22 protein-coding genes are annotated in these 19,945 nt (G+C 37.1%); 1 reads left to right on the top strand and 21 read right to left on the bottom strand.

Features of this window, described 5'->3' with window-relative positions; translation table 11 throughout:
- The first annotated feature begins 349 nt into the window (after positions 1-349).
- The gene (locus tag IGJ50_RS05410; protein WP_429949242.1) at positions 350-970 is read left to right on the top strand and encodes an FMN-dependent NADH-azoreductase; all 621 of its coding nucleotides are present in this window, start codon (positions 350-352) and stop codon (positions 968-970) included.
- Positions 971-1,092: 122 nt separating this feature from the next.
- Here the strand turns inward: IGJ50_RS05410 and IGJ50_RS05405 are convergent, their stop codons facing one another.
- The 21 genes from IGJ50_RS05405 to IGJ50_RS05305 form a co-directional block, all read right to left on the bottom strand.
- Positions 1,093-2,259: an AI-2E family transporter gene (locus IGJ50_RS05405; RefSeq protein WP_069639827.1), complete on the bottom strand. Its 1,167-nt coding sequence runs from the start codon at positions 2,257-2,259 to the stop codon at positions 1,093-1,095.
- Between the two features lie 4 nt (positions 2,260-2,263).
- Positions 2,264-2,626 (bottom strand): PTS glucitol/sorbitol transporter subunit IIA, encoded by a 363-nt coding sequence (locus tag IGJ50_RS05400; RefSeq protein ID WP_069639826.1) that lies wholly within the window; start codon positions 2,624-2,626, stop codon positions 2,264-2,266.
- A 165-nt stretch (positions 2,627-2,791) separates the two neighbouring features.
- On the bottom strand, positions 2,792-3,445 hold the full coding sequence (locus IGJ50_RS05395) for a 3D domain-containing protein (protein ID WP_429949239.1): 654 nt from the start codon (positions 3,443-3,445) through the stop codon (positions 2,792-2,794).
- A 359-nt stretch (positions 3,446-3,804) separates the two neighbouring features.
- Positions 3,805-3,981 carry a DNA-directed RNA polymerase subunit beta gene (locus tag IGJ50_RS05390; protein ID WP_069639825.1) on the bottom strand — a complete coding sequence of 59 codons (177 nt, stop codon included), beginning with the start codon at positions 3,979-3,981 and terminating at the stop codon, positions 3,805-3,807.
- A gap of 14 nt (positions 3,982-3,995) precedes the next feature.
- The gene (gene murA / locus IGJ50_RS05385; protein ID WP_429949237.1) at positions 3,996-5,294 is read right to left on the bottom strand and encodes a UDP-N-acetylglucosamine 1-carboxyvinyltransferase; all 1,299 of its coding nucleotides are present in this window, start codon (positions 5,292-5,294) and stop codon (positions 3,996-3,998) included.
- A 106-nt stretch (positions 5,295-5,400) separates the two neighbouring features.
- Positions 5,401-5,637, bottom strand: a complete 237-nt coding sequence (locus tag IGJ50_RS05380; protein ID WP_069639823.1) for a DUF1146 family protein — start codon at positions 5,635-5,637, stop codon at positions 5,401-5,403.
- 270 nt (positions 5,638-5,907) lie between these two features.
- Positions 5,908-6,327: a F0F1 ATP synthase subunit epsilon gene (locus IGJ50_RS05375; RefSeq protein ID WP_069639822.1), complete on the bottom strand. Its 420-nt coding sequence runs from the start codon at positions 6,325-6,327 to the stop codon at positions 5,908-5,910.
- 17 nt (positions 6,328-6,344) lie between these two features.
- Positions 6,345-7,751: a F0F1 ATP synthase subunit beta gene (gene atpD / locus IGJ50_RS05370; RefSeq protein WP_069639821.1), complete on the bottom strand. Its 1,407-nt coding sequence runs from the start codon at positions 7,749-7,751 to the stop codon at positions 6,345-6,347.
- A 143-nt stretch (positions 7,752-7,894) separates the two neighbouring features.
- A complete protein-coding gene (locus tag IGJ50_RS05365; protein WP_429949235.1) occupies positions 7,895-8,815 on the bottom strand; it encodes a F0F1 ATP synthase subunit gamma in 921 nt (306 codons plus the stop codon).
- Between the two features lie 15 nt (positions 8,816-8,830).
- Entirely contained in the window at positions 8,831-10,387 is a 1,557-nt protein-coding gene (atpA, locus tag IGJ50_RS05360; protein WP_429949233.1) for a F0F1 ATP synthase subunit alpha, read from the bottom strand.
- A gap of 28 nt (positions 10,388-10,415) precedes the next feature.
- Complete coding sequence (gene atpH, locus IGJ50_RS05355) at positions 10,416-10,958, bottom strand: ATP synthase F1 subunit delta (RefSeq protein ID WP_069639818.1); 543 nt, start codon at positions 10,956-10,958, stop codon at positions 10,416-10,418.
- Positions 10,945-11,472, bottom strand: coding sequence for a F0F1 ATP synthase subunit B (atpF, locus tag IGJ50_RS05350; protein WP_069639817.1), 528 nt, complete (start codon positions 11,470-11,472; stop codon positions 10,945-10,947). The genes atpH and atpF overlap by 14 nt, the downstream gene beginning before the upstream one ends.
- A gap of 487 nt (positions 11,473-11,959) precedes the next feature.
- The gene (gene atpE / locus IGJ50_RS05345; RefSeq protein ID WP_069639816.1) at positions 11,960-12,181 is read right to left on the bottom strand and encodes a F0F1 ATP synthase subunit C; all 222 of its coding nucleotides are present in this window, start codon (positions 12,179-12,181) and stop codon (positions 11,960-11,962) included.
- A 41-nt stretch (positions 12,182-12,222) separates the two neighbouring features.
- Positions 12,223-12,939: a F0F1 ATP synthase subunit A gene (gene atpB / locus IGJ50_RS05340; RefSeq protein WP_069639815.1), complete on the bottom strand. Its 717-nt coding sequence runs from the start codon at positions 12,937-12,939 to the stop codon at positions 12,223-12,225.
- A 339-nt stretch (positions 12,940-13,278) separates the two neighbouring features.
- On the bottom strand, positions 13,279-13,743 hold the full coding sequence (smpB, locus tag IGJ50_RS05335; protein WP_069639814.1) for an SsrA-binding protein SmpB: 465 nt from the start codon (positions 13,741-13,743) through the stop codon (positions 13,279-13,281).
- Positions 13,744-13,760: 17 nt separating this feature from the next.
- Positions 13,761-16,109 (bottom strand): ribonuclease R, encoded by a 2,349-nt coding sequence (gene rnr, locus IGJ50_RS05330; protein WP_429949231.1) that lies wholly within the window; start codon positions 16,107-16,109, stop codon positions 13,761-13,763.
- Entirely contained in the window at positions 16,106-16,870 is a 765-nt protein-coding gene (locus tag IGJ50_RS05325; RefSeq protein WP_207121225.1) for a serine aminopeptidase domain-containing protein, read from the bottom strand. Before IGJ50_RS05325 ends, rnr begins: the two co-directional genes overlap by 4 nt.
- A 144-nt stretch (positions 16,871-17,014) precedes the next feature.
- Positions 17,015-17,251, bottom strand: coding sequence for a preprotein translocase subunit SecG (gene secG / locus IGJ50_RS05320; protein ID WP_010765524.1), 237 nt, complete (start codon positions 17,249-17,251; stop codon positions 17,015-17,017).
- 132 nt (positions 17,252-17,383) lie between these two features.
- Entirely contained in the window at positions 17,384-17,659 is a 276-nt protein-coding gene (locus tag IGJ50_RS05315; RefSeq protein ID WP_069639811.1) for a GNAT family N-acetyltransferase, read from the bottom strand.
- Between the two features lie 2 nt (positions 17,660-17,661).
- The gene (locus IGJ50_RS05310) at positions 17,662-17,934 is read right to left on the bottom strand and encodes a (4Fe-4S)-binding protein (protein WP_429949229.1); all 273 of its coding nucleotides are present in this window, start codon (positions 17,932-17,934) and stop codon (positions 17,662-17,664) included.
- Positions 17,935-18,047: 113 nt separating this feature from the next.
- A complete protein-coding gene (locus IGJ50_RS05305) occupies positions 18,048-19,838 on the bottom strand; it encodes a heavy metal translocating P-type ATPase (protein ID WP_429949228.1) in 1,791 nt (596 codons plus the stop codon).
- Between the last annotated feature and the right edge of the window lie 107 nt (positions 19,839-19,945).

Below are 19,945 nucleotides of genomic sequence, written 5' to 3'. Positions count from 1 at the left end.
TTTGCCTGCCGAACAGTAACAATCCTTATTACATGCACAGCATAACATTATTTCTATTCATTTGCAACCCTTTACAAAGAAACAATAAAAAATTTTTTTGACTCTCATTTGCAAAGCCCGATTGCAAACAAATAGCACTAAAAATGAACCTTATCAGCTATTAGTTCTCTAAAGTTTCATCATCATAATGGTGGAATGTACTTTTCAAATAATTAGCTTTCATTCCTATTTATGAAAAGAACGTTTTTTTCAGATAATTTACACAAAAACATTGCTTTTCTTACTTTTTATTAGTAAAATAGTTTTTGTTTAGAAATAATGATACTTATGTATTCAAAGGAGATTTTATATGTCAAAATTACTTGTTGTGAAAGCACACCCACTTACTAAAGAAGAATCTCGTTCTGTCCGAGCATTGGAAACTTTTTTAGCTAGTTATCAAGCTCAAAATCCAACTGACGAAATCGATGTTCTTGATGTTTATGCTGATTCTGTCCCAGAAATCGACGAAGAATTGCTTTCTGGTTGGGGTGCATTACGCACTGGTACTGAATTTACTGCATTAAATGAGAGCCAACAAACAAAAGTGGCACGTTTCAACGAATTAACCGACCAATTCTTAGGCGCTGACAAAGTGGTTATTGCCAATGCTTTATGGAATTTAAATGTACCAACTCGCTTAAAAGCTTGGGTGGATACAATCAACGTCGCTGGTAAAACCTTTAAATATACCGATGAAGGACCTAAACCTTTAACTAACGGTAAAAAAGCTTTGCACATTCAATCAAATGGCGGCTTTTATGAAGGGCAAGATTTCGCTTCTCAATACGTAAAAGGGATTTTAAACTTTATCGGTATTGAAAAAGTGGAGCAATTATTTATTGAGGGAATCGATCATCATCCCGAAAAAGCAGAAGAATTATTAGGTGCTGCAATGGATCAAGCAACTACATTAGGAAAAACGTTTTAAGCTTAAAGAGAGGCTGGGACAGAAGCTTATTTCCGAAGGGATTGCTTCTGCTCCCACCGTTTATTCGCATTTAGGGTGTGATACAAAAGTGATTTTTACTTTTGTCCCACACCCTCTTTTTATTATTCGATATTTTTGAATTCTTCCTCTTCATGATACAAACTCGAAACATCTTTATACCATTCGAATACATGGGTAATGATGACCTTAGCAGCAGCGTAGACAGGTATTCCTAAAATAACACCCACTACTCCAAATAACTTCCCAGACGTCAACAAGACCACTAAAATCGTCACTGGATGGATATCTAGCTGACTCCCTAAGACAAGAGGTGAAATCACTCGCCCTTCAATTGTCTGCTCAATCACAAAAACCACTAAGACTTTTACAAGTAAGATCGGACCTCCAACGATTCCTAGAAAGATAGCGGGTACCATCGCTAAGAATGAACCTAGATAAGGAATCAAATTCAGAAAACCTGCAGTGATTCCTAAAGTGATCGCATAATCCAACCCAATAAATGAAAATCCTATGATAAACATGACTGCTACAGCAAAAGCAACGGTCAGCTGACCTCGAATATAAGAAGAAACTTGAGAATTAACTTCTCCTAATACTTTCAATGTAGGTTGACGCATTTTATTAGGTAAAAACTTCATTAAATAGGGCGCTAATTGTTTTCCATCTTTTAAAAGATAAAATAGAATGAATGGCATTGTAATAATCGCCACAACAATTGTGGCAACTGCTCCAACAAAGCTACCCAAACCTTGAACAGTAAATGTAGAAATATTGCGGATAATATCTCCTAAAGAACTGATCAGCTTATCTCCCATATCTTCTAACTGCGTACGAAATTGTGCAAAGAAAGGATCACCTAAAATCTCTTGCATCTTTTGATCGATCGTATCGATATATTGAGGAAAATGATTGCCAAAGCTAATCGTCTGTTCCTGAATTTTAGGAACGATTACGACAAGCCCCCAAATGATCAACGCCACAACAATAATAAATAAACCAATAATACTCCAAATACGTGGAATTTTTTTCTTTTCCAAATAATCAACAACAGGATTCATTAAATAATATAATATTCCAGCCATGATCAGTGGCAGGCCAACAACACCAATAAACTGCCAGACTGGTTTAAATAAATACGAAACCTTTGTAAAAACTAATAAAATCAATAATATCAACAATACGATCAACAGTGCAGTGACGACCTGGTTATTTAAAAACCAGCGCCAAAACCATGAAAATCGCTTGTCTTTTTCTCTCTCTTGTCCCACTCAATCACACTCCAAGCGTTCTATACTCTATTATTGTTCCAACATTAATGGTTGGAAGCTTGCTTGGCGCAAGATATAAACCGTTAACAATTGCATCTTCTTTTGGCACCTCAGAAAAAACCAATGTTACATGGGCAATACTGTTTAAGTTTTTATTTGCAAAAGGTCCAACATATTGGATTGTATATTCTTGTTCATCGATCTTTAATAGATCGCCTGTTTTCATTTCTAAAGATTGTGACTCTTCAAATTTTTGAATCACCGAATACTCTTTTAAACTATCTGTGGCATTTTCACCAAAAAGTATGATGATCGGTTCTTTTTCATCCAGCGCTCGAACACCAATTTCAGTAACTACAGCTTTCATAATAACTATCGCTCCTCTTCCAATTAATCAATCTTTATTATAACATATAACCTTTTTTCTTATTCAATAAATTAAGCTCGATTGAACACAAAAAGGACAAACAAGGATTTAAATACCTCATTTGTCGTTTTCATGATCAATTTGTCGTTTAAACGCATTAAACAATTATGATATAATCGTTACTTCTACTTGTCTTCTGCCCCAATCAATGCATTGTGAAACATCAGAGAAATGAAGATCGATAATATTGCCTTTGATTGCCCCACCTGTATCACTAGCAATAGCCTCTCCGTAACCTTCAACATATAATTTTGTACCTAAGGGAATTACACTTGGATCAACAGCAATTGCCATTGGATCTATTCTTAAGTCTTGACCCATCGCTGTTAGATTCCCTCCACCAATAAAACCTTCGTTACAAGAGTATGCTGTAGCTTCCATCATCATTTTTGCTCCTGATGGTTCTTTATTTTCAGTTTTTTGCTTTTCTAATGCTACTTGGCTGTCCACCGCTTCTAATTTTTGTTTTTCAGCTATTTTCTTCTTTTCAGCTTCAATCCTAGCTTTTTTAACGCTCTCTTGTTCCATTTTTTCTTTATTCAAAATATCACTTTTCACAAGTTGAAATGCCTGTCCTTCTGTCAAAGAATGAATCATCGAACGAGATAGATTTTTTGCTGATTGTTCTGATACAACTGGGTAACTAGTTAAACTTTTTATTTCACTCTCTTTATTTTCAGTTGCATAGACAGGAATTACTGATCCTGTAATAAAACAACTCATAATAATTAAAATAGGTAACCATCTTTGCTTAATCAAAAAATTTCCTCCTCAAATACATACGAAAGCTATCATAGCATGTCCGGCAAAGGTGATGGTTACTATTTAATTAAGGCTAAGTTACAGGATAGTAAATAACGCTTTCAATGCGTTATATTAGAAATATTTTATTTATAGAAGCCCTCTATCCCAGGCTTTATTTCTTTATTATTAGAATGTTTAAAAAAATAAATCTTTTTAATTTGTTATTTTAAGGCAATTAAATACTATTATAAACGCTGAAATCTATGTATATTACGGAAACTTTACAAAAAATGATTGCTTTAATAAGAAACGGTTGTTATTTAACGATAAAAAAACAACTCTAACTATTTTCAGTTAGAGTTATCTATTAACTTCTATTTAAAAAAGTCTAGGATATGAGTCCAAATTTCTTCTTTGAACACATCTTTTGGATTTCCTCCACCAATCACTCCGTAACCGATCATCGTGCCGGCAACAAATAAAATGATCACTAAGGCTATCACTACTAAAACTTTCAACAAAGTCACTATAATATAGCGTGTCGAACTCATATCTATTTCCCCTTTTAATTAACAGTAGACATTTTCTTTTCTACAATTTTTTCGTCATTTACTCGTTCCACTTTGGCTCCTAATTTTTGAAGCTTTTCATGGAATTTATAGTAACCACGATCCAAATATTCTAAATGCGATACACGAGTGATGCCATTTGCTTTTAGACCTACTAAGATCAATGCAGCAGCAGCACGTAGATCTGTTGCTTCTACAGCAGCCCCTTGTAGTGATTGGCCGCCATTGATGATTGCAACATTTCCATCGATTTTCACGTCAGCATTCATCCGTTGCATTTCTTCTAAATGTTGGAAACGATTTTCAAAAACAGTCTCAGTTACGACGCTTGATCCATCTGCTACCATTTGCATCGCAGTCATTTGCGCTTGCATATCCGTTGGGAAGCCAGGATGAGGCAACGTCTTGATATCTGTTGGTTTGATCACTTTAGGACCAATAACGCGTAAACCGCCTCTTTCTTCACGAATAACCGCACCCATCTCAGTTAATTTGGAGATAAGCGGACGATTATGCTCTGGAATTGCTTCTTCAATTAAAACATCGCCTTCAGTCATTGCAGCTGCAACCATGAAGGTGCCTGCTTCGATACGGTCTTGGACAATTGAATGTTCGACAGCATGTAGTTGATCCACACCTTCGATACGCATCATTTCAGTTCCTGCACCAACGATTTTAGCACCCATCTTGTTCAATACATTCGCTAAGTCAACGATTTCAGGTTCTCTGGCTACATTCTCAATGATTGTCATGCCTTTGGCTTTAACAGCTGCCATCATGATATTTTGAGTTGCACCTACGCTTGGGAAATCCAAATAAATCGTATTACCGATCAACTCGTCGGCAATGGCTTCGATATAGCCATTTTTTTGGATGATCTTAGCACCTAACGCTTGAAATCCTTTTAAGTGTAAATCAATCGGTCGTTTACCAATTGCACACCCACCAGGCATCGCAACTTTCGCATGACCGTTACGCGCTAATAATGGCCCCATTACAACAATTGACGCTCTCATTTGACTCACATATTCGTAATTGGCTTCGATGCCTAGAGGTTTAGTAGCATCTATTATAACTTGATTTTCTTGTTCATTAAATTCAATATCTACATTTAAGTGTCTGATAACTTGGTTCATTGTAAACACATCCGAAAGAATTGGTACATTATTTAATGTTGTTGTTCCTTCTTCCGCTAATAAGGTCGCTGCTAAAATTGGCAATACTGCATTTTTAGCTCCTTCGATTTTCACAGTTCCTTTTAATTGGTTACCACCATGAACAATAATCTGTTCCATTTTGTTCCCCCCAAAAAAGTTAGAATTGGATGCTTTGATCCAAAATCTTTTCTATTATACCATTATTTACCAACAATTAGTATCTTTTCTTTTTATTTGTCCATTTTTATGGAAAAAACACAATAAATAAATTACGGCATAACGCGAGAAACTCTAAGAAAAATGAGCTGACAGTATAGCCGATAACGATTGAAAATAACACGATCAGTAAACGTACTTGAGAGGTTTGGTGCGCTCTAAAAAACTGTTCAATTCTGATAGACTGCATCGCCCAAAAACTCACATAAATAAACATCATATGGCAGATGATTCGAATCACTGCATCAAGACCAAAAAATTGCATAACTTTCTCCTTAATTTAAAAGCTGAATGAGCTCGTTTAATCTCAACTGAAAAAAGAAAATCAGTCGGTGATGCTTTTTATCTTACAGATTTTTTCTTTTTCGAGAGATTATCCCGTAAAGCTTCGGTACATGATATAGATTAGTTTAGCACAAATAAATTAAAAGCCAAAATAAAGATTCTTAATTCTTAACAAAAGAATAGATATATGTATTTTATTAGTAAAAAAACGAACTGAGACAACTAACTTGTCTCAGCCGCTCTTACTATGTTACGTATGTTTTGACACATTGATTCGATTGATCGCACGATGAAGGGCAACTGTTGCACGGCGTAATTCATCTGTATTTGCATGTTCTTTGGCTTTTTCGATCATCCGTTCAGCACGTTGTTTTGCACGTTCTGCGCGACTGACATCAATATCTCTTTCACGTTCAGCACTATCAGCAATAATTGAAACAACATTGTCTCGGACTTCCATAATACCACCATTGACAGCGATCCAATCCACGTGTGTATCTGAATCTGTTCTTTTTACGCGAACCTCATCGATCGCTAATGGAACGATAATCGGTGCATGTTTCGGTAAAATACCGATTTCGCCATCCGTTGTTTTTGCAACGACGATCATTGCGCGATGGTCATAAACCAAACCATTTGGAGTCACCACATTGACAGTTAAACAATCCATTTCTGTGTCGCCTCCTTTTAGTAGTTCAACGTTTTAGCTTTTTCAATAACGTCTTCGATTCTACCAACACTACGGAACGCTTCTTCCGGTAAGTCATCATATTTTCCGTCAAGAATTTCTCTAAAGCCTTTAACTGTATCGGCAACTGGAACGTACGAACCTGGTTGTCCTGTAAATTGTTCTGCTACATTAAAGTTTTGAGATAAGAAGAACTGAATACGACGGGCACGACCAACCAAGATTTTTTCTTGATCAGATAACTCATCCATTCCTAAAATTGCAATGATATCTTGTAACTCACGGTAACGTTGCAATACGTGTTGTACTTCTGTTGCTACAGCATAATGTTCATCTCCGACAACTTCAGGCGCTAAAGCACTAGAAGAGGAAGCTAATGGATCAACAGCTGGATAAATACCCATTTCAGTTAAACGACGTTCTAAGTTGGTCGTTGCATCTAAATGGGCGAATGCTGTTGCAGGCGCTGGGTCAGTATAGTCATCGGCCGGTACATAGATTGCTTGAATTGATGTAATCGAGCCTTTTTTAGTAGAAGTGATACGTTCTTGTAATTGACCCATTTCAGTGGCAAGAGTTGGTTGATAACCAACCGCTGAAGGCATCCGACCTAATAAGGCAGAAACTTCTGATCCAGCTTGTGTGAAGCGGAAAATATTATCAATAAATAATAACACATCTTGACCTTCAACATCACGAAAATACTCCGCAATTGTCAAACCAGTCAATGCTACACGCATTCGCGCACCTGGGGGTTCATTCATTTGGCCGAAAACCATAGCTGTTTTTTCGATAACGCCAGAGTCTTTCATTTCAAAATAAAGATCGTTCCCTTCACGCGTTCGTTCACCAACACCAGTAAATACAGAAATGCCGCCATGTTCTTGGGCAATATTATGAATCAATTCTTGGATTAAAACGGTTTTACCGACACCGGCACCACCGAATAGTCCAACTTTACCCCCTTTTAAATAAGGGGCTAATAAGTCAATCACTTTGATCCCTGTTTCTAAAATTTCATTACTTGTACTTAAATCGGCAAAATCAGGGGCTTTTTTATGAATACCGCTACGTATTGCATCTTCTGGGAAAGGTTCTTCCAAGTCGATGGTATCGCCCAAAACATTGAATACACGACCCAATGTTTCTTTCCCAACAGGAACAGAAATTGGTTTTCCAGTATCAATAACTTCCATTCCGCGTTGCAGGCCATCTGTAGATTCCATCGCGATCGAACGGATAACACCGTCTCCTAATTCTAATGCTACTTCTAAAACGACTTTTTGTTTTTTTTCGCCATTTTTATAAACGACTAATGCATTATTTATATCTGGTAAGGATTGATCTAGTGAAAATTCCACGTCAACAACGGGACCGATTACTTCAACAATCTTTCCTGAACTCATATTTCTTTCCTCCGTTTCGTTTGAAGAGGTCATAAAACTATCGAAGGCTCGATAGTTTTATACCCTAACGAGGTCGTGATAAAACCTGTCTTCTTTAGTACTTAGTAAAAATCTTGAGCATTCTCAGCCCGCTTCTTTGATGATTACTCTAGTGCAGCTGCACCAGCCACAATTTCAGTAATTTCTTGGGTAATGGCTCCCTGACGAGCGCGATTATATGAAATCGTCAAATCACTAATAATGTTTTGCGCATTGTCAGTGGCTGTTTTCATTGCTGTCATTCCTGCTGCATGTTCAGCCGTCTTGGCATCGATGATTGCCCCGTAAATCAAACTTTCAGCATATTGAGGTAATAAATTATCTAAGATTGCTTCTTCTGACGGTTCTAAGATATATTCTTGCTCATAAGTTGTTGCTTCATCAGGATCTAAATCCGAGATTGGCAACATTTTTTCGACACGAAATTGACTTGTTAACGAATTGATATGATGATTATAACAAACATATAACTCGTCAAAGACTTCGTTTTCATACATTGTCGTTGCAGTAGAAACAATTTTTCTTACTTCATCAAAGCTAGGTTGATCAGTCAGGCCACGCAACTCATACGCAACATTGATACCACGCGCTTTAAAGAAGTCAGCTCCAGTTCCGCCAATTGCGATCAACACATATTCCTCTTGAGATTCGTGATCATCTAACATCATTTTCATAGTTTGTTTTAAAATTGAACTGTTGTATCCGCCAACTAACCCTTTATCAGAGGTTATTACGATATACCCTGTTTTTTTTACTGGTCGTGATGTCAGCATCATATGATAATTACCAGTTTCTGATGCTTCTTGACTATCATAAGAATCTAGTTCTGCTAGATCGCTTAATTGAGCTGCAACAAGATGCGTAACGATAGAACGGATTTTTGATGCATATTCTTGAAAGCTTCTAGAAGCAGTTTCTGATTTTGTCAGTTTAGCACCCGAAACCATCTGCATAGCATTGGTGATTTGACTGGTTTTTTTCGTTGAAGCAATGCGTTGTTTGATTTCATTTAATGAAGCACCCAATTCTTGTCACCTCTCTTACGCATTTTGAATTGATTCAAATGTGTCTTTAGCTGTCAATCCTTCTGAATTAGCAGCATCAAAAATTTCTTTAAATTCTTTGATTGCAGCATCTAGATCTTCTGATTTTGGCAAGTCTTTCGTTGTCCGGATCGTTTCAAATAATTCTGGATGTTTGCCATCTAAAAAATCGAATAATTCTGATTCGAAATCTAGGATTTTTGCTACACTGATACTATCTAAAAATCCATGCGTCAATGCATATAAAATAACAACTTGTTTTTCAACAGCTAGTGGTGCATGTAATTTTTGTTTTAGAATTTCAACGGTACGACGGCCACGATTTAATTTTGCTTGTGTTGCCGCATCTAAATCAGAACCAAACTGAGTGAAGGCTTCTAATTCACGGTAACTTGCTAAATCTAAACGAAGGGTACCCGCAACTTTTTTCATTGCTTTGATTTGTGCTGAGCCACCAACACGTGATACAGAAAGACCGGCATCAACGGCTGGACGAGTGCCCGCATAGAACAAATCACTTTCTAAGAAGATTTGGCCATCTGTGATTGAAATAACGTTTGTTGGGATATAGGCAGAAATGTCTCCTGCTTGCGTTTCAACAAATGGTAAGGCAGTCATTGAACCGCCGCCTAATTCATCACTTAATTTTGCCGCACGTTCTAATAAGCGTGAGTGTAGATAGAACACATCACCTGGGTATGCTTCCCGACCTGGAGGACGGCGCAATAATAATGAAAGTTCACGATAAGCAACGGCTTGTTTTGATAAGTCATCAAAGATGATCAAAACGTGCTTGCCGTTATACATGAATTCTTCTCCCATCGCAGCTCCTGCATAAGGCGCAATATAAAGTAATGGCGCTGGTTGAGAGGCTCCTGCATTCACAATAATCGTATAATCAAGTGCACCATAGGCTCTCAATGTTTCAACTTGGTTACGAACAGTTGATTCTTTTTGACCGATCGCAACATAGATACAAATGACATCTTGCCCTTTTTGGTTGATGATCGTATCAATAGCAATTGATGTTTTACCTGTTTTACGGTCACCAATGACTAGTTCACGTTGGCCACGACCGATTGGTACAAGTGCATCAATTGCTTTAAGACCAGTCTGCATCGGTTGATCCACTGATTTTCTTTGCATAACACCTGGAGCTGCTGCTTCTACTGGACGTGTTTTATCTGTTTTGATTTCGCCTAAGCCATCAATTGGTTGACCTAATGGATTAACGACGCGTCCGATCAATGCTTCACCAACAGGAACTTCCATGATTTTACCAGTACGTTTTACTTTGTCGCCTTCTCTAATAGTTTCAAAATCCCCTAGAATGATAATACCGACATCATTGGTTTCTAAATTTTGCGCCATTCCATATGAGCCATTAGAAAATTCAAGTAATTCTCCGCTCATTGCGTTTTCTAATCCATGGGCACGAGCGATTCCATCCCCAACATATGTGACAGTCCCAATTTCTTCGACTGCTAATTCTTGTTGATAATTTTTGATTTGTTCCTTAATCAAGGCACTGATTTCTTCTGCTTTGATAGCCATTCAATTCACCTCTTTATTGTGCTGAACGTTATTTTAATAACAATTCTTGGATTCGTTCTAATTGCTTATGGATACTACCGTCGATCACTTTATAATTGGCCTCTATAATTACTCCACCAACAATATCCGGATCAATCAAATTGATCAAGTTTGCTTGTTCATAGCCTAAAAGTTTTGCTGCTTTTTCTTCCATTAATTGGTGTTGTTCTTTTGTCAAAGGAACGGCTGTTAATGCTGTTCCTAAAAGCAAGCTTTTGTGCTCATCATAACGTCTTTCGTATTCATCGATCATTAATAATAAATCAATCATACGTGAGTAGTTATAAACAACATATAAGAAGTTTTTTATCGTTCCATCAAAGCCAGTAACTAGTTGTTTCATGATTTCGTCTTTTTCGTAAGGTTCGAGACGTACATCACTTAAAATGTCTCCTAATTCTGGAACTTCGTGAAAAATCTCTCTAAGTTTTAACAAGTCTTGATAAACACTATCGGCTTCTTGCTTTTCAATCGCCAGCTCAAACAAAGCTTTACCGTAGCGTTTCCCTACCGTGTATTTATCTAACTTCATTTGACTTACCTAAACCTTCGATATAAGAATTGATTAATGAATCATGTGCATCTGGCGTCAATTCTTTGTTTAAAATTTTCTCTGCAATTTGTAAAGATAGACTTGCTACCTCATCTTTAACAGATGCCAACGCTTCTTCATGTTCTTGAGAAATATCTTGACGTGCTTTTTCTCGTAAACGTGAAACCTCATCATTGGTTTCTGATAAGATTTTTTGACGGTTTTGGTCTCCATTCTCTTTCGCATGTTTGATGATTTCTGCGGCTTCTGATTTAGAAGATAGTAACTTTTGTTGACGTTCTTCTTGTAGCTTAGCAGCTGCGATTCGAGATTGTTCTGCAGAATCTAAATCGTTGGCAATTTTATCTTCACGTTTTTTTAACATATCAGTGATTGCTTCCCAAGCAAATTTCTTGATTAGAAGCATTAAAATTAGAAAAGCGCCACTTACAACAATCATTGTGCCAATTGTTGTACTTGGTCCTGCTTCACCGATTACTAAATGATCTAGCATGAAGTTTCAACTTCCTTTCTCTGCAATTCTCTGTGGTGGTTGGTTACTATTTTTTGTATAGCATAGTTTAGTCCACCTTATTTTTAGTGAAAATTGGTATTTCTTTTAAAATAGGTTACTGTTCATCATCAGCTCTTCCTTTTGGTTAGAACTTTGAAGTAAGACTGATGTTTTTGGCGGTCTTCTTTGTTTCTGGAAAAACTTGGTGTTTCTTTTTTATAGGTTACTTCTCTCACTTCGTTCGCCAAGTACTGCTCATCATCAGCTCTGCCTTTTGGTTAGAACTTTGAAGTAAGACTGATGTTTTTGGCGGTCTTCTTTGTTTCTGGAAAAACTTGGTGTTTCTTTTTTTATAGGTTACTTCTCTCACTTCGTTCGCCAAGTACTGCTCATCATCAGCTCTGCCGAAGTCAGTCGCTGTGATTCGCAGCAAAGAAAGCAGTAACGCGTGGCGTTTAAAAACTCAGCGTCCTGCCTTCTAAAGGGATTATTTAAGCACTAATAACAATGCAATAACTACACCTAGAATAGGAACCGCTTCAATCAAGGCAACCCCGATAAACATTGTTGTTCTTAGTTGTCCAGCCATTTCTGGTTGGCGTGTCATTGATTCGATTGTTTTTGAGATAACTTTTCCGTTACCGTATGCTGCCCCGATGGCTGCTCCGAAAACTGCGATTGCTGCTGCGATATAATTTAATCCGTCCATTATTGTTTTCCTCCTAAGAAATAATTGTTTTTATTTATTATTTATTCTTCGACTTCAACTTTATGAGCCATGTAAACCATTGATAATGTTACAAAAATAAATGCTTGGATTGCGCCGATAAATAATGAAAAGGCTAACCAGATCATTTCTAGCGGTATTGCGAGTGGAATCGTCCAAAGTCCGACACTTGATACCAGTCCTGCAATCAGTCCAAGTAATACTTCACCAGCAAAGATATTTCCGTATAAACGTAGTGCTAAAGTAAGCAAATTCGTAAATTCTTCCATCAACTTGATCGGCATTAGGAAAGATACTGGACTTAAAAAGCTATTTTTGAAATATCCTTTCAAGCCAAAACGACTAACACTAAAGAAATGTGTTAAAGCAATCATGATCAAGGCTAATGTCAAGGTAACCATTGGATCAGCTGTAGGGCTCTTCCAATACGTATAATCTCCGATCGCCACCTTGGTTACTAAACCAATAATGTTAGCAACTAAAACGAACATGAACATCGTGAATGCTAGCAGGTGAAAATTTGTTACTTCTTTACTCGGCATATTGTCGGTAATGATACTTCGAACAAAATCAATAAGATACTCAATAACATTTTGTTTGCCTTTAGGTTTCATTTGAATATTCCTTGTGCAGTAATATACTATCCCAAAGACAATGACACACGTTAACAGAACCATTAAGCAAATCGTTCCATCAAACCAAATTGGCCCAATCTTGAAGAGTAGTGTCTTCTCTTCCAAATTTTTTCACCTCTTTTCTAACAAACTTACGAGAAGCTTAAAAAGGCTTCTATATTCTTAACCACACGTATCATACCACCAACGATGAATAATTTCAAAAGAATTTCATGAAAATAAGACACTTCTTTTAATATGACAAAAATTTATCAGAACAAGGTCTTACTAGTATTCGGCAGTACAATAGTTGGTTACTGAAAAAATGATGAAAATCCATCAGTTTCTTTACACTCTACCAAATTTTTCACATAAGATAAAGCAAAGAAAACAAATATGCGAAAAAGAATAAAATAACCATTAAAAAACATTATTTTCATTAAAAAACACCTAACTTTTGACAAACTAGCGCAAATTATTTTTAAGTGTCCGGCTGATTTCACGATTGATTTCTTTTCGTTTCAAATCTTCTCGTTTATCATATTGTTTTTTTCCTTTAGCAAGTCCAATCAACACTTTTGCATAGCCATTTCGAATATAGACTTTTAATGGAATAATCGTGATCCCTGTATTTTTTGTTTCAGCGATCAATTTAGCGATTTGCTTTTTGTGTAGAAGTAATTTTCTCGTCCGTAAAGGATCGTGATTAAAAATATTCCCCTGCTCATAAGGACTAATATGCACATTGAGCAGGTAAGCTTCCCCATTTCTGATTCTAGCAAAGCCGTCCTTTAAGTTGATTCGACCATTACGGATCGATTTGATTTCTGTTCCTTGTAACACGATACCCGCTTCCATCGTATCAACAACGGTATAGTCATGCCTCGCTTTACGATTTTGGGCAATCAGTTTTCCTTCCCCTTTTGGCATACCCATTCCTCCATTTTCTATTTTTTCTTTTGTTTCTTTATTTTTTTCTTTTTAACCACTTCTTTATAAAATGGCTTTTTGCCTTTTTTCTTGTTTTTCTTTTGTGTAAAAGGTCTCTTATCTGTCTCTTTACGATCTGAGACGTTTCTGCGACGGTTATCTTGACGTTTTTTTGGTTTTGGTGCTTCGATTCTTTCTACTTCTTCCGCTTCTAGAAATTCGAAATCGATTTCTCTCGTTTCAGGATCGGCTTTGTCTACTTTGACTTTGACTTTTTGGCCGATTTTTAGGGTCATTCCTGTTCTTTCCCCAACAAGTGCCATATGATTTTCAATAAAATGGAAATAGTCTTGTTTCAAATTATTGACATGGATCAGACCTTCGATTGTATTTGGTAATTCAACAAAGAGACCAAATCGCGTTACAGAACTAATGATACCGTCGTACTCTTCCCCAATTTTATCTGCCATAAATTCAGCTTTCTTCATTGAATCAACTTCACGTTCTGTTTCAACAGCTCTTCGTTCCATTCTTGAACTATGATCTGCAATATCAGGTAAATTCTGTTCCCATTTCTCTTTTAGTTTTTCAGAAATCTTCCCTTCATAGCTACGGATCAGTCGATGAACGATCAAATCTGGGTAACGACGGATGGGGGAGGTGAAATGGGTATAATATTCTGCTGCCAAACCATAATGTCCATAGTTATCTTCTGAGTATCTGGCTTGTTGCATGCTACGCAATAGCATCGTATTGATGACTGCTTCTTCCGGTTTATCAGCTACTTGCTCCAAAACCTTTTGTAAGTCTTTTGGCGTAATATCTGCCTTTGTGCCTTTAACTAAAATACCTAATACAGCAGCAAAATCAAAGAAACGCTGCATTTTTTCTTCTTTTGGTTGTTCATGTATACGATAAATAAAGGGTAATTTCAACTCATTAAAGTGTTTAGCTACGGTTTCATTTGCTGCTAGCATAAACGATTCGATCAAACGTTCACCCACGCCACGTGTCCGCAATAAGATATCGTGTGGATGTCCTTCAGCATCAACTAATACTTTTGCTTCGCGGTCTTCAAAAGAAATCGCACCGCGGTTCTCCCGCATTTGTTCAAGAATACGATGAAGCTCGCCCATTTCTTTGAACATAGTCACTAATTTTTTATAACGTTTCATTGTTTCCGGCTTTTGCTCTTCTAAAATTTCATTGACAGCCGTATAAGTCATTCGTTCCGTTGTTTGGATGACACTTTGGAAAATATCATGTTTGACTACATAACCTTCTGGTGTTATCTCCATTTCACAACTCATCGTCAATCTAGGAACATTGGGGTTTAATGAACAAATCCCATTAGATAGGCGTTGTGGAATCATCGGCACAACACGATCAGTCAAATAGACACTTGTTCCTCGTTCATACGCTTCTTGATCCAACTCACTGCCTTCTGTTACATAATAAGAAACATCAGCAATATGCACGCCTAAAAAGTAGTTGCCATTTGCTAATTTATGGACAGTTACAGCATCGTCTAAATCTTTGGCATCTTCTCCATCGATTGTTACGATTATTTGATCACGCAAATCCCTGCGACCCTTGATATCTGTTTCTGAAATTGCATCTAGCACTTTGTCAGCTGCTGCAATAACTTCATCTGGAAAGCTTGTTGGAATACCATGAGCTACGACGATCGATAAAATGTCCATCCCTGGATCATTTTTATGACCAACTACTTTTTTAACTAACCCTTCTAAGCTTCTTGGGTATTCTTTATCTGGATAATGGGTGATTTCCACGATTACGATACTACCATCGACTGGCTTGATTCCTTGTGCAGCAATGTTAAACGTCAATCCTGTCATTTTTTTATCTTTGGGAATAGCATAACCGTATAAATCAGTTTCGTTCACTTCATTATCCTCATAAGCGATAAATTCACCAACCACTTGAGTGATTGCACGTTTTTTTATCTCCACGATTTTCCCTTCAGCACCACGATCTGAAAAAGCATCTGCTGGCTGTACGATATCAATTGCGACAAGATCCCCATCCATCGCAAAATTCACGGCTTCTTTCGGAATATAGACATCTGCTTCTTCCGGATCGATCGTTACAAAGCCAAAACCTCGTTCGTTTGCTCGAAAAGTGCCTTCAATATCTCCATTTTTCTGTGGTAAACGGATTTTCCCTTTTTTGGTGAATTCTATTAATTTTTCGCGTTCCATCGTTGCAACTGTTTGAACGAGCAACTTAAAATCTGAGCTCTTTTGTAATTGCAATCCCTCTGCGATTTCTTCCATAGAAAAACTTTTTTTCGTATGATTTTCCATGAAGGTTAGGATTTTCTCCTTGATTGTTTGTTTTGTCATTCTTTCTCCTCATTCCAAGACAATGTATTTAAAAATGCTAATACGTCTTGTTCTAATTGTTTATGATCTGGTCCTACGGTCAACACATGATCGCTATTTGGGTACCAGTTTAATGTAGATCGTGTCTGGGTTAGTGCTTGTGCCGTCTGATAAACGCCCATTGGATCGATCATTTCATCTTTTCCAGCTTGAGCCATAAACACTGGCACCTCGATTTGGGCTAGTTTATTTGCTGTTTGTTTGGAAAATACTTCGATATCACTTAGTTGCTCATAAGAAGCTGTTTTGATATTCACCATTCGCTCAGCTCGTTCTTGTGTTGAAACTCCGGCCATTTTTAACACTTTATCCGCATAAAGGGCAAAGTTTTCTGGTACTTTATTTTTTACTGGAACAATTGGTGAACAAAAAAAACCACCACCAATGACTCCTTCCAGTTGATCTGTCAGGGCACTCATTGTAAAAATACCGCCCATCGAAAGGCCAAAAATCGCAAGTTCTTTATAGCCATGCTCTTTTAAAAACTGAATTGCTTCTATCGTATCCTGCCACCAATCACTTGTTGACTTTGCTAAAATATCTTCTGGTGCAACAGTTGCATGACCAGAGAAATTTGGTGAATAAACGGTATAATTCTCTTTTTCTAAATAACGACTCATCATTCGAACATCATTACTACTGCCTGAATAAGCGTGCAAAAGTAAAACCGCACGGGAACCATTTTGGGTAAATAATGGTTTAGGTAGACTTATTTTTTTCACTTTTCAATTCACCTCGTCTCCATTTTAGCACATTATCTAGTGAAAACCTTGTGAAAAGAAAGATGTTTCAAGAACTTTTCGTTTACCAATAATCATTTTTTCTAAAGAAAAAAGTCCCTCAGTAAATGAAGGACTTCAAAGGTCTTACTTTGATGATAACAATACTAAAATAAATAATAGTAACATCCAAACAGCACCAATAATTGCTGTTGCGCGTTGCATTACAGCTTCAAATCCACGTGCTTTTTGTTTGCCGAACAATTTATCTGCACCGCCCGTAAATGCACTTGCTGCACTGTTTTGTTTACTAGGCTGCATCATAACGGCAATAACCATCACTACTGAAAGGATGATCACAAGTGTTAAAATAAAATTATACATAGTCTAATTCTCCCTTATTCACAAAATACATCTATTATACTTTAGCATATTTCTTGCATAAATACCAGTTGTATTTAACAGCAGAAGAACAAAATACGATACATTGGGTCTATTTTTCTTATAATATTTTTATCAAGTTCTTAAAACATCGCCATATTCTGGCTTTCTATCGAACTCTTTTTTAGCAAATGGACAGAGTGGAATGATTTTTTTTCCTTCGCGACGGGCTTTTTCCACACCGCTATACACTAGTTTTTCGGCCAGCTTTTGTCCTCGGTAGGTTGGTTCCACAAAGGTATGATCAATGATCATCATTTTTTCTCCTGCATTTGACCAAGTCATTTCACCGATTTCTTGATTTTCATCATTTAATAATACAAAACGATCTTGTTCTTCTTTTATTTCCATAATTATTTTCCATCCTTTCGAATGTATTTTAAGGCTCCACTTGGACATGTGTTGATGACACGGATATCCTCTTCAACACCGCCATTATCAGTGATGATCCATGGACGGCGACCTACTTCAAAAACATCAGGATTACCGCGAACACAATTTCCAATATGAGCGCAAATGTCTTTACTATAATAAATATCTAGCTTTTCACCGGAATATTTACGATAGCCTTCTTCCAAAAGTAATTCTTCTGTTACATTTTTATCATTGATTTTACTTCCATCCATCTTATTGAATTCCTCCTCGGATCATAAAAAAACAATTATCTTCCTGTTCTTCAATAACTTGATTCTAACAATTTAAACAGATCGTTGCAACTATCTGTTCTCTTAAAAAAACTTCAATCATTTTTAGCGCGTAAAGAAGATAAAATTGAAACAGTATCCACTACCTCTTGTAAAACGGCACCTAATAACGCTGGGATGATTCCTGTACTTGCGATTAACATCAAGACCGTACAAATCATAATACCAATCAACACAGATTGCTTGGCGATCTTCATCGTATCTTTAGAAATTTCCACAGCTTTACTGACTTTTTCCAAATCATCTTTTAAGATTACCACATCCGCCGTTTCACTGGCCGCTGTCGCACCATGTGCGCCCATGGCGATTCCTACATCAGCAATCGCCAAAGATGGTGCATCATTGACACCGTCGCCTACCATGATCACTGGATGTTGAGAGTGAGGTAATTGTTTCAATACAGCAATTTTATCTTGCGGTAAACATTCCGCATGAACTTCGCTAATGCCAATTTTTTTTGCGATAGCAACAGCAATTGATTTCTGATCGCCTGTTATCATCAGCAAATGATCAATATGAAGTTTTTTCAACTGAATCATGGTTGCTTTGGCTTCTGGACGAATCCGGTCGGTAAAGGTGATGTAGCCTAGATATTGGTCATTTTCTGAGACATAAATAGCTGTTTGGTCAGTTTCTTTTTCAATTTTTTGCGCTGTAACATAGGTTGCTTTGCCAACACGAATTACATTTCCTGCAATCACCGCTTTAATTCCCATGCCTGTTATCTCATCTAAAGCAGAAACTCGTTTCAATTTTGTTTTAGAGGATATGGCCGATAGCAAAGAACGTGCTAATATGTGACTTGATTCTTGTTCTGCACTTGCTGCTAACAACAAGAGTTCCTCCGCCGTAATTCCACTTTCAGAAACGATTTTATCGACTGATACTGTCCCTTTCGTGATCGTTCCAGTCTTATCAAAGGCAACAGATTTTGTTTCGGACATCTGCTCAATAGTAGTCCCTGTTTTCACAATGATTCCATTTCTACTTGAACGATTCATGCCAGCAACTAACGCAATCGGAGCTGCTAAAATCAATGGACATGGTGAAGCTACAACTAAAACTTCTGCGAATCTGGTTGGATCCTTTGAAATAAACCAAGCAACTCCAGCAATTACATAAGCTGTAATTGTGAATGGCACTGCATAACGGTCAGCCATCCGCACAAAACGAGCGGGATTTTCCTCTGATTCTTTGACAAGTTTCACAATGGTTTGATACTGACTATCTGCTGCAGTCTTTTTGGCTTTCATGGTCAATGAGCTATCACCATTGATTGAACCAGATAGTACAGAATCGCCTACTTTTTTATTTACAGGACGAGATTCTCCTGTCAAAGAAGATTCATCAACCGTCGAGATGCCATTCATGACATAACCGTCAACAGGAACTATTTCTCCTGGTTTTACAATAAGCTCATCGTCAACTTGAACTTTTTCAGCCAAAATATCTACTAGCGAACCATTAACCAACTGATGTGCCTTTTGTGGTGAGTGATCGAGTAAAGATTTTAATTCTTTGTTAGCACGTTTAGCGGCATAATCTTCTAGCGAATCGCCTCCAGTCAACATCACCAATATCATCAAACTCGCCCAATATTCTTTAACAGCTAATGTGGCGATGATTGCTGTGATCGCTAAAATATCTACACCATATCTGCCGGATTTCAACGTTTTTACCATTTCAATCAGCATTGACAGTGCCATTATAGATCCAGTCACAGCAATCAGGGCAAATGCCCATGTCGATTGTTCCAACACAAATTCAAATAGCAATGCGAAAACGCCAGTCATTATAGTAATGATCAGTTTTGTCAAATGTTTCATTTTTATCTACCCCTTTAAGGCTTTCCTTTTCTAACTTAAGACTACGCTTTGCGAAAGAAATAACAAAGTCAAAGGGCTTAAATGAAAATGATTGTCATTCTTTATTA

It is taken from the genome of Enterococcus sp. AZ101 (assembly GCF_050499005.1).
Lineage (GTDB): Bacteria > Bacillota > Bacilli > Lactobacillales > Enterococcaceae > Enterococcus_L > Enterococcus_L ureilyticus.
Note: the sequence above shows the minus strand (reverse complement) of the source record. Positions and strands in the feature narration are given on the sequence as shown.

Coding starts and splice junctions, on each gene's coding strand:
- murA (WP_429949237.1), bottom strand. CDS start 5,294: ATGGAACAGATTATTGTTCATGGTGGTAACCAATTAAAAGGAACTGTG.
- IGJ50_RS05375 (WP_069639822.1), bottom strand. CDS start 6,327: ATGGATTGTTTAACTGTCAATGTGGTGACTCCAAATGGTTTGGTTTAT.
- atpF (WP_069639817.1), bottom strand. CDS start 11,472: ATGCTAGATCATTTAGTAATCGGTGAAGCAGGACCAAGTACAACAATT.
- smpB (WP_069639814.1), bottom strand. CDS start 13,743: ATGCCAAAAGGGGAAGGAAAACTGATTGCCCAAAATCGTAAAGCGAGG.
- atpE (WP_069639816.1), bottom strand. CDS start 12,181: ATGGACGGATTAAATTATATCGCAGCAGCAATCGCAGTTTTCGGAGCA.
- rnr (WP_429949231.1), bottom strand. CDS start 16,109: ATGACAAAACAAACAATCAAGGAGAAAATCCTAACCTTCATGGAAAAT.
- secG (WP_010765524.1), bottom strand. CDS start 17,251: ATGTATAATTTTATTTTAACACTTGTGATCATCCTTTCAGTAGTGATG.
- atpH (WP_069639818.1), bottom strand. CDS start 10,958: ATGAAGTTAGATAAATACACGGTAGGGAAACGCTACGGTAAAGCTTTG.
- IGJ50_RS05390 (WP_069639825.1), bottom strand. CDS start 3,981: ATGAGTTCGACACGCTATATTATAGTGACTTTGTTGAAAGTTTTAGTA.
- IGJ50_RS05305 (WP_429949228.1), bottom strand. CDS start 19,838: ATGAAACATTTGACAAAACTGATCATTACTATAATGACTGGCGTTTTC.
- IGJ50_RS05400 (WP_069639826.1), bottom strand. CDS start 2,626: ATGAAAGCTGTAGTTACTGAAATTGGTGTTCGAGCGCTGGATGAAAAA.
- IGJ50_RS05410 (WP_429949242.1), top strand. CDS start 350: ATGTCAAAATTACTTGTTGTGAAAGCACACCCACTTACTAAAGAAGAA.
- atpA (WP_429949233.1), bottom strand. CDS start 10,387: ATGGCTATCAAAGCAGAAGAAATCAGTGCCTTGATTAAGGAACAAATC.
- IGJ50_RS05380 (WP_069639823.1), bottom strand. CDS start 5,637: ATGCAATTTTTTGGTCTTGATGCAGTGATTCGAATCATCTGCCATATG.
- atpD (WP_069639821.1), bottom strand. CDS start 7,751: ATGAGTTCAGGAAAGATTGTTGAAGTAATCGGTCCCGTTGTTGACGTG.
- IGJ50_RS05310 (WP_429949229.1), bottom strand. CDS start 17,934: ATGGATGGAAGTAAAATCAATGATAAAAATGTAACAGAAGAATTACTT.
- IGJ50_RS05315 (WP_069639811.1), bottom strand. CDS start 17,659: ATGGAAATAAAAGAAGAACAAGATCGTTTTGTATTATTAAATGATGAA.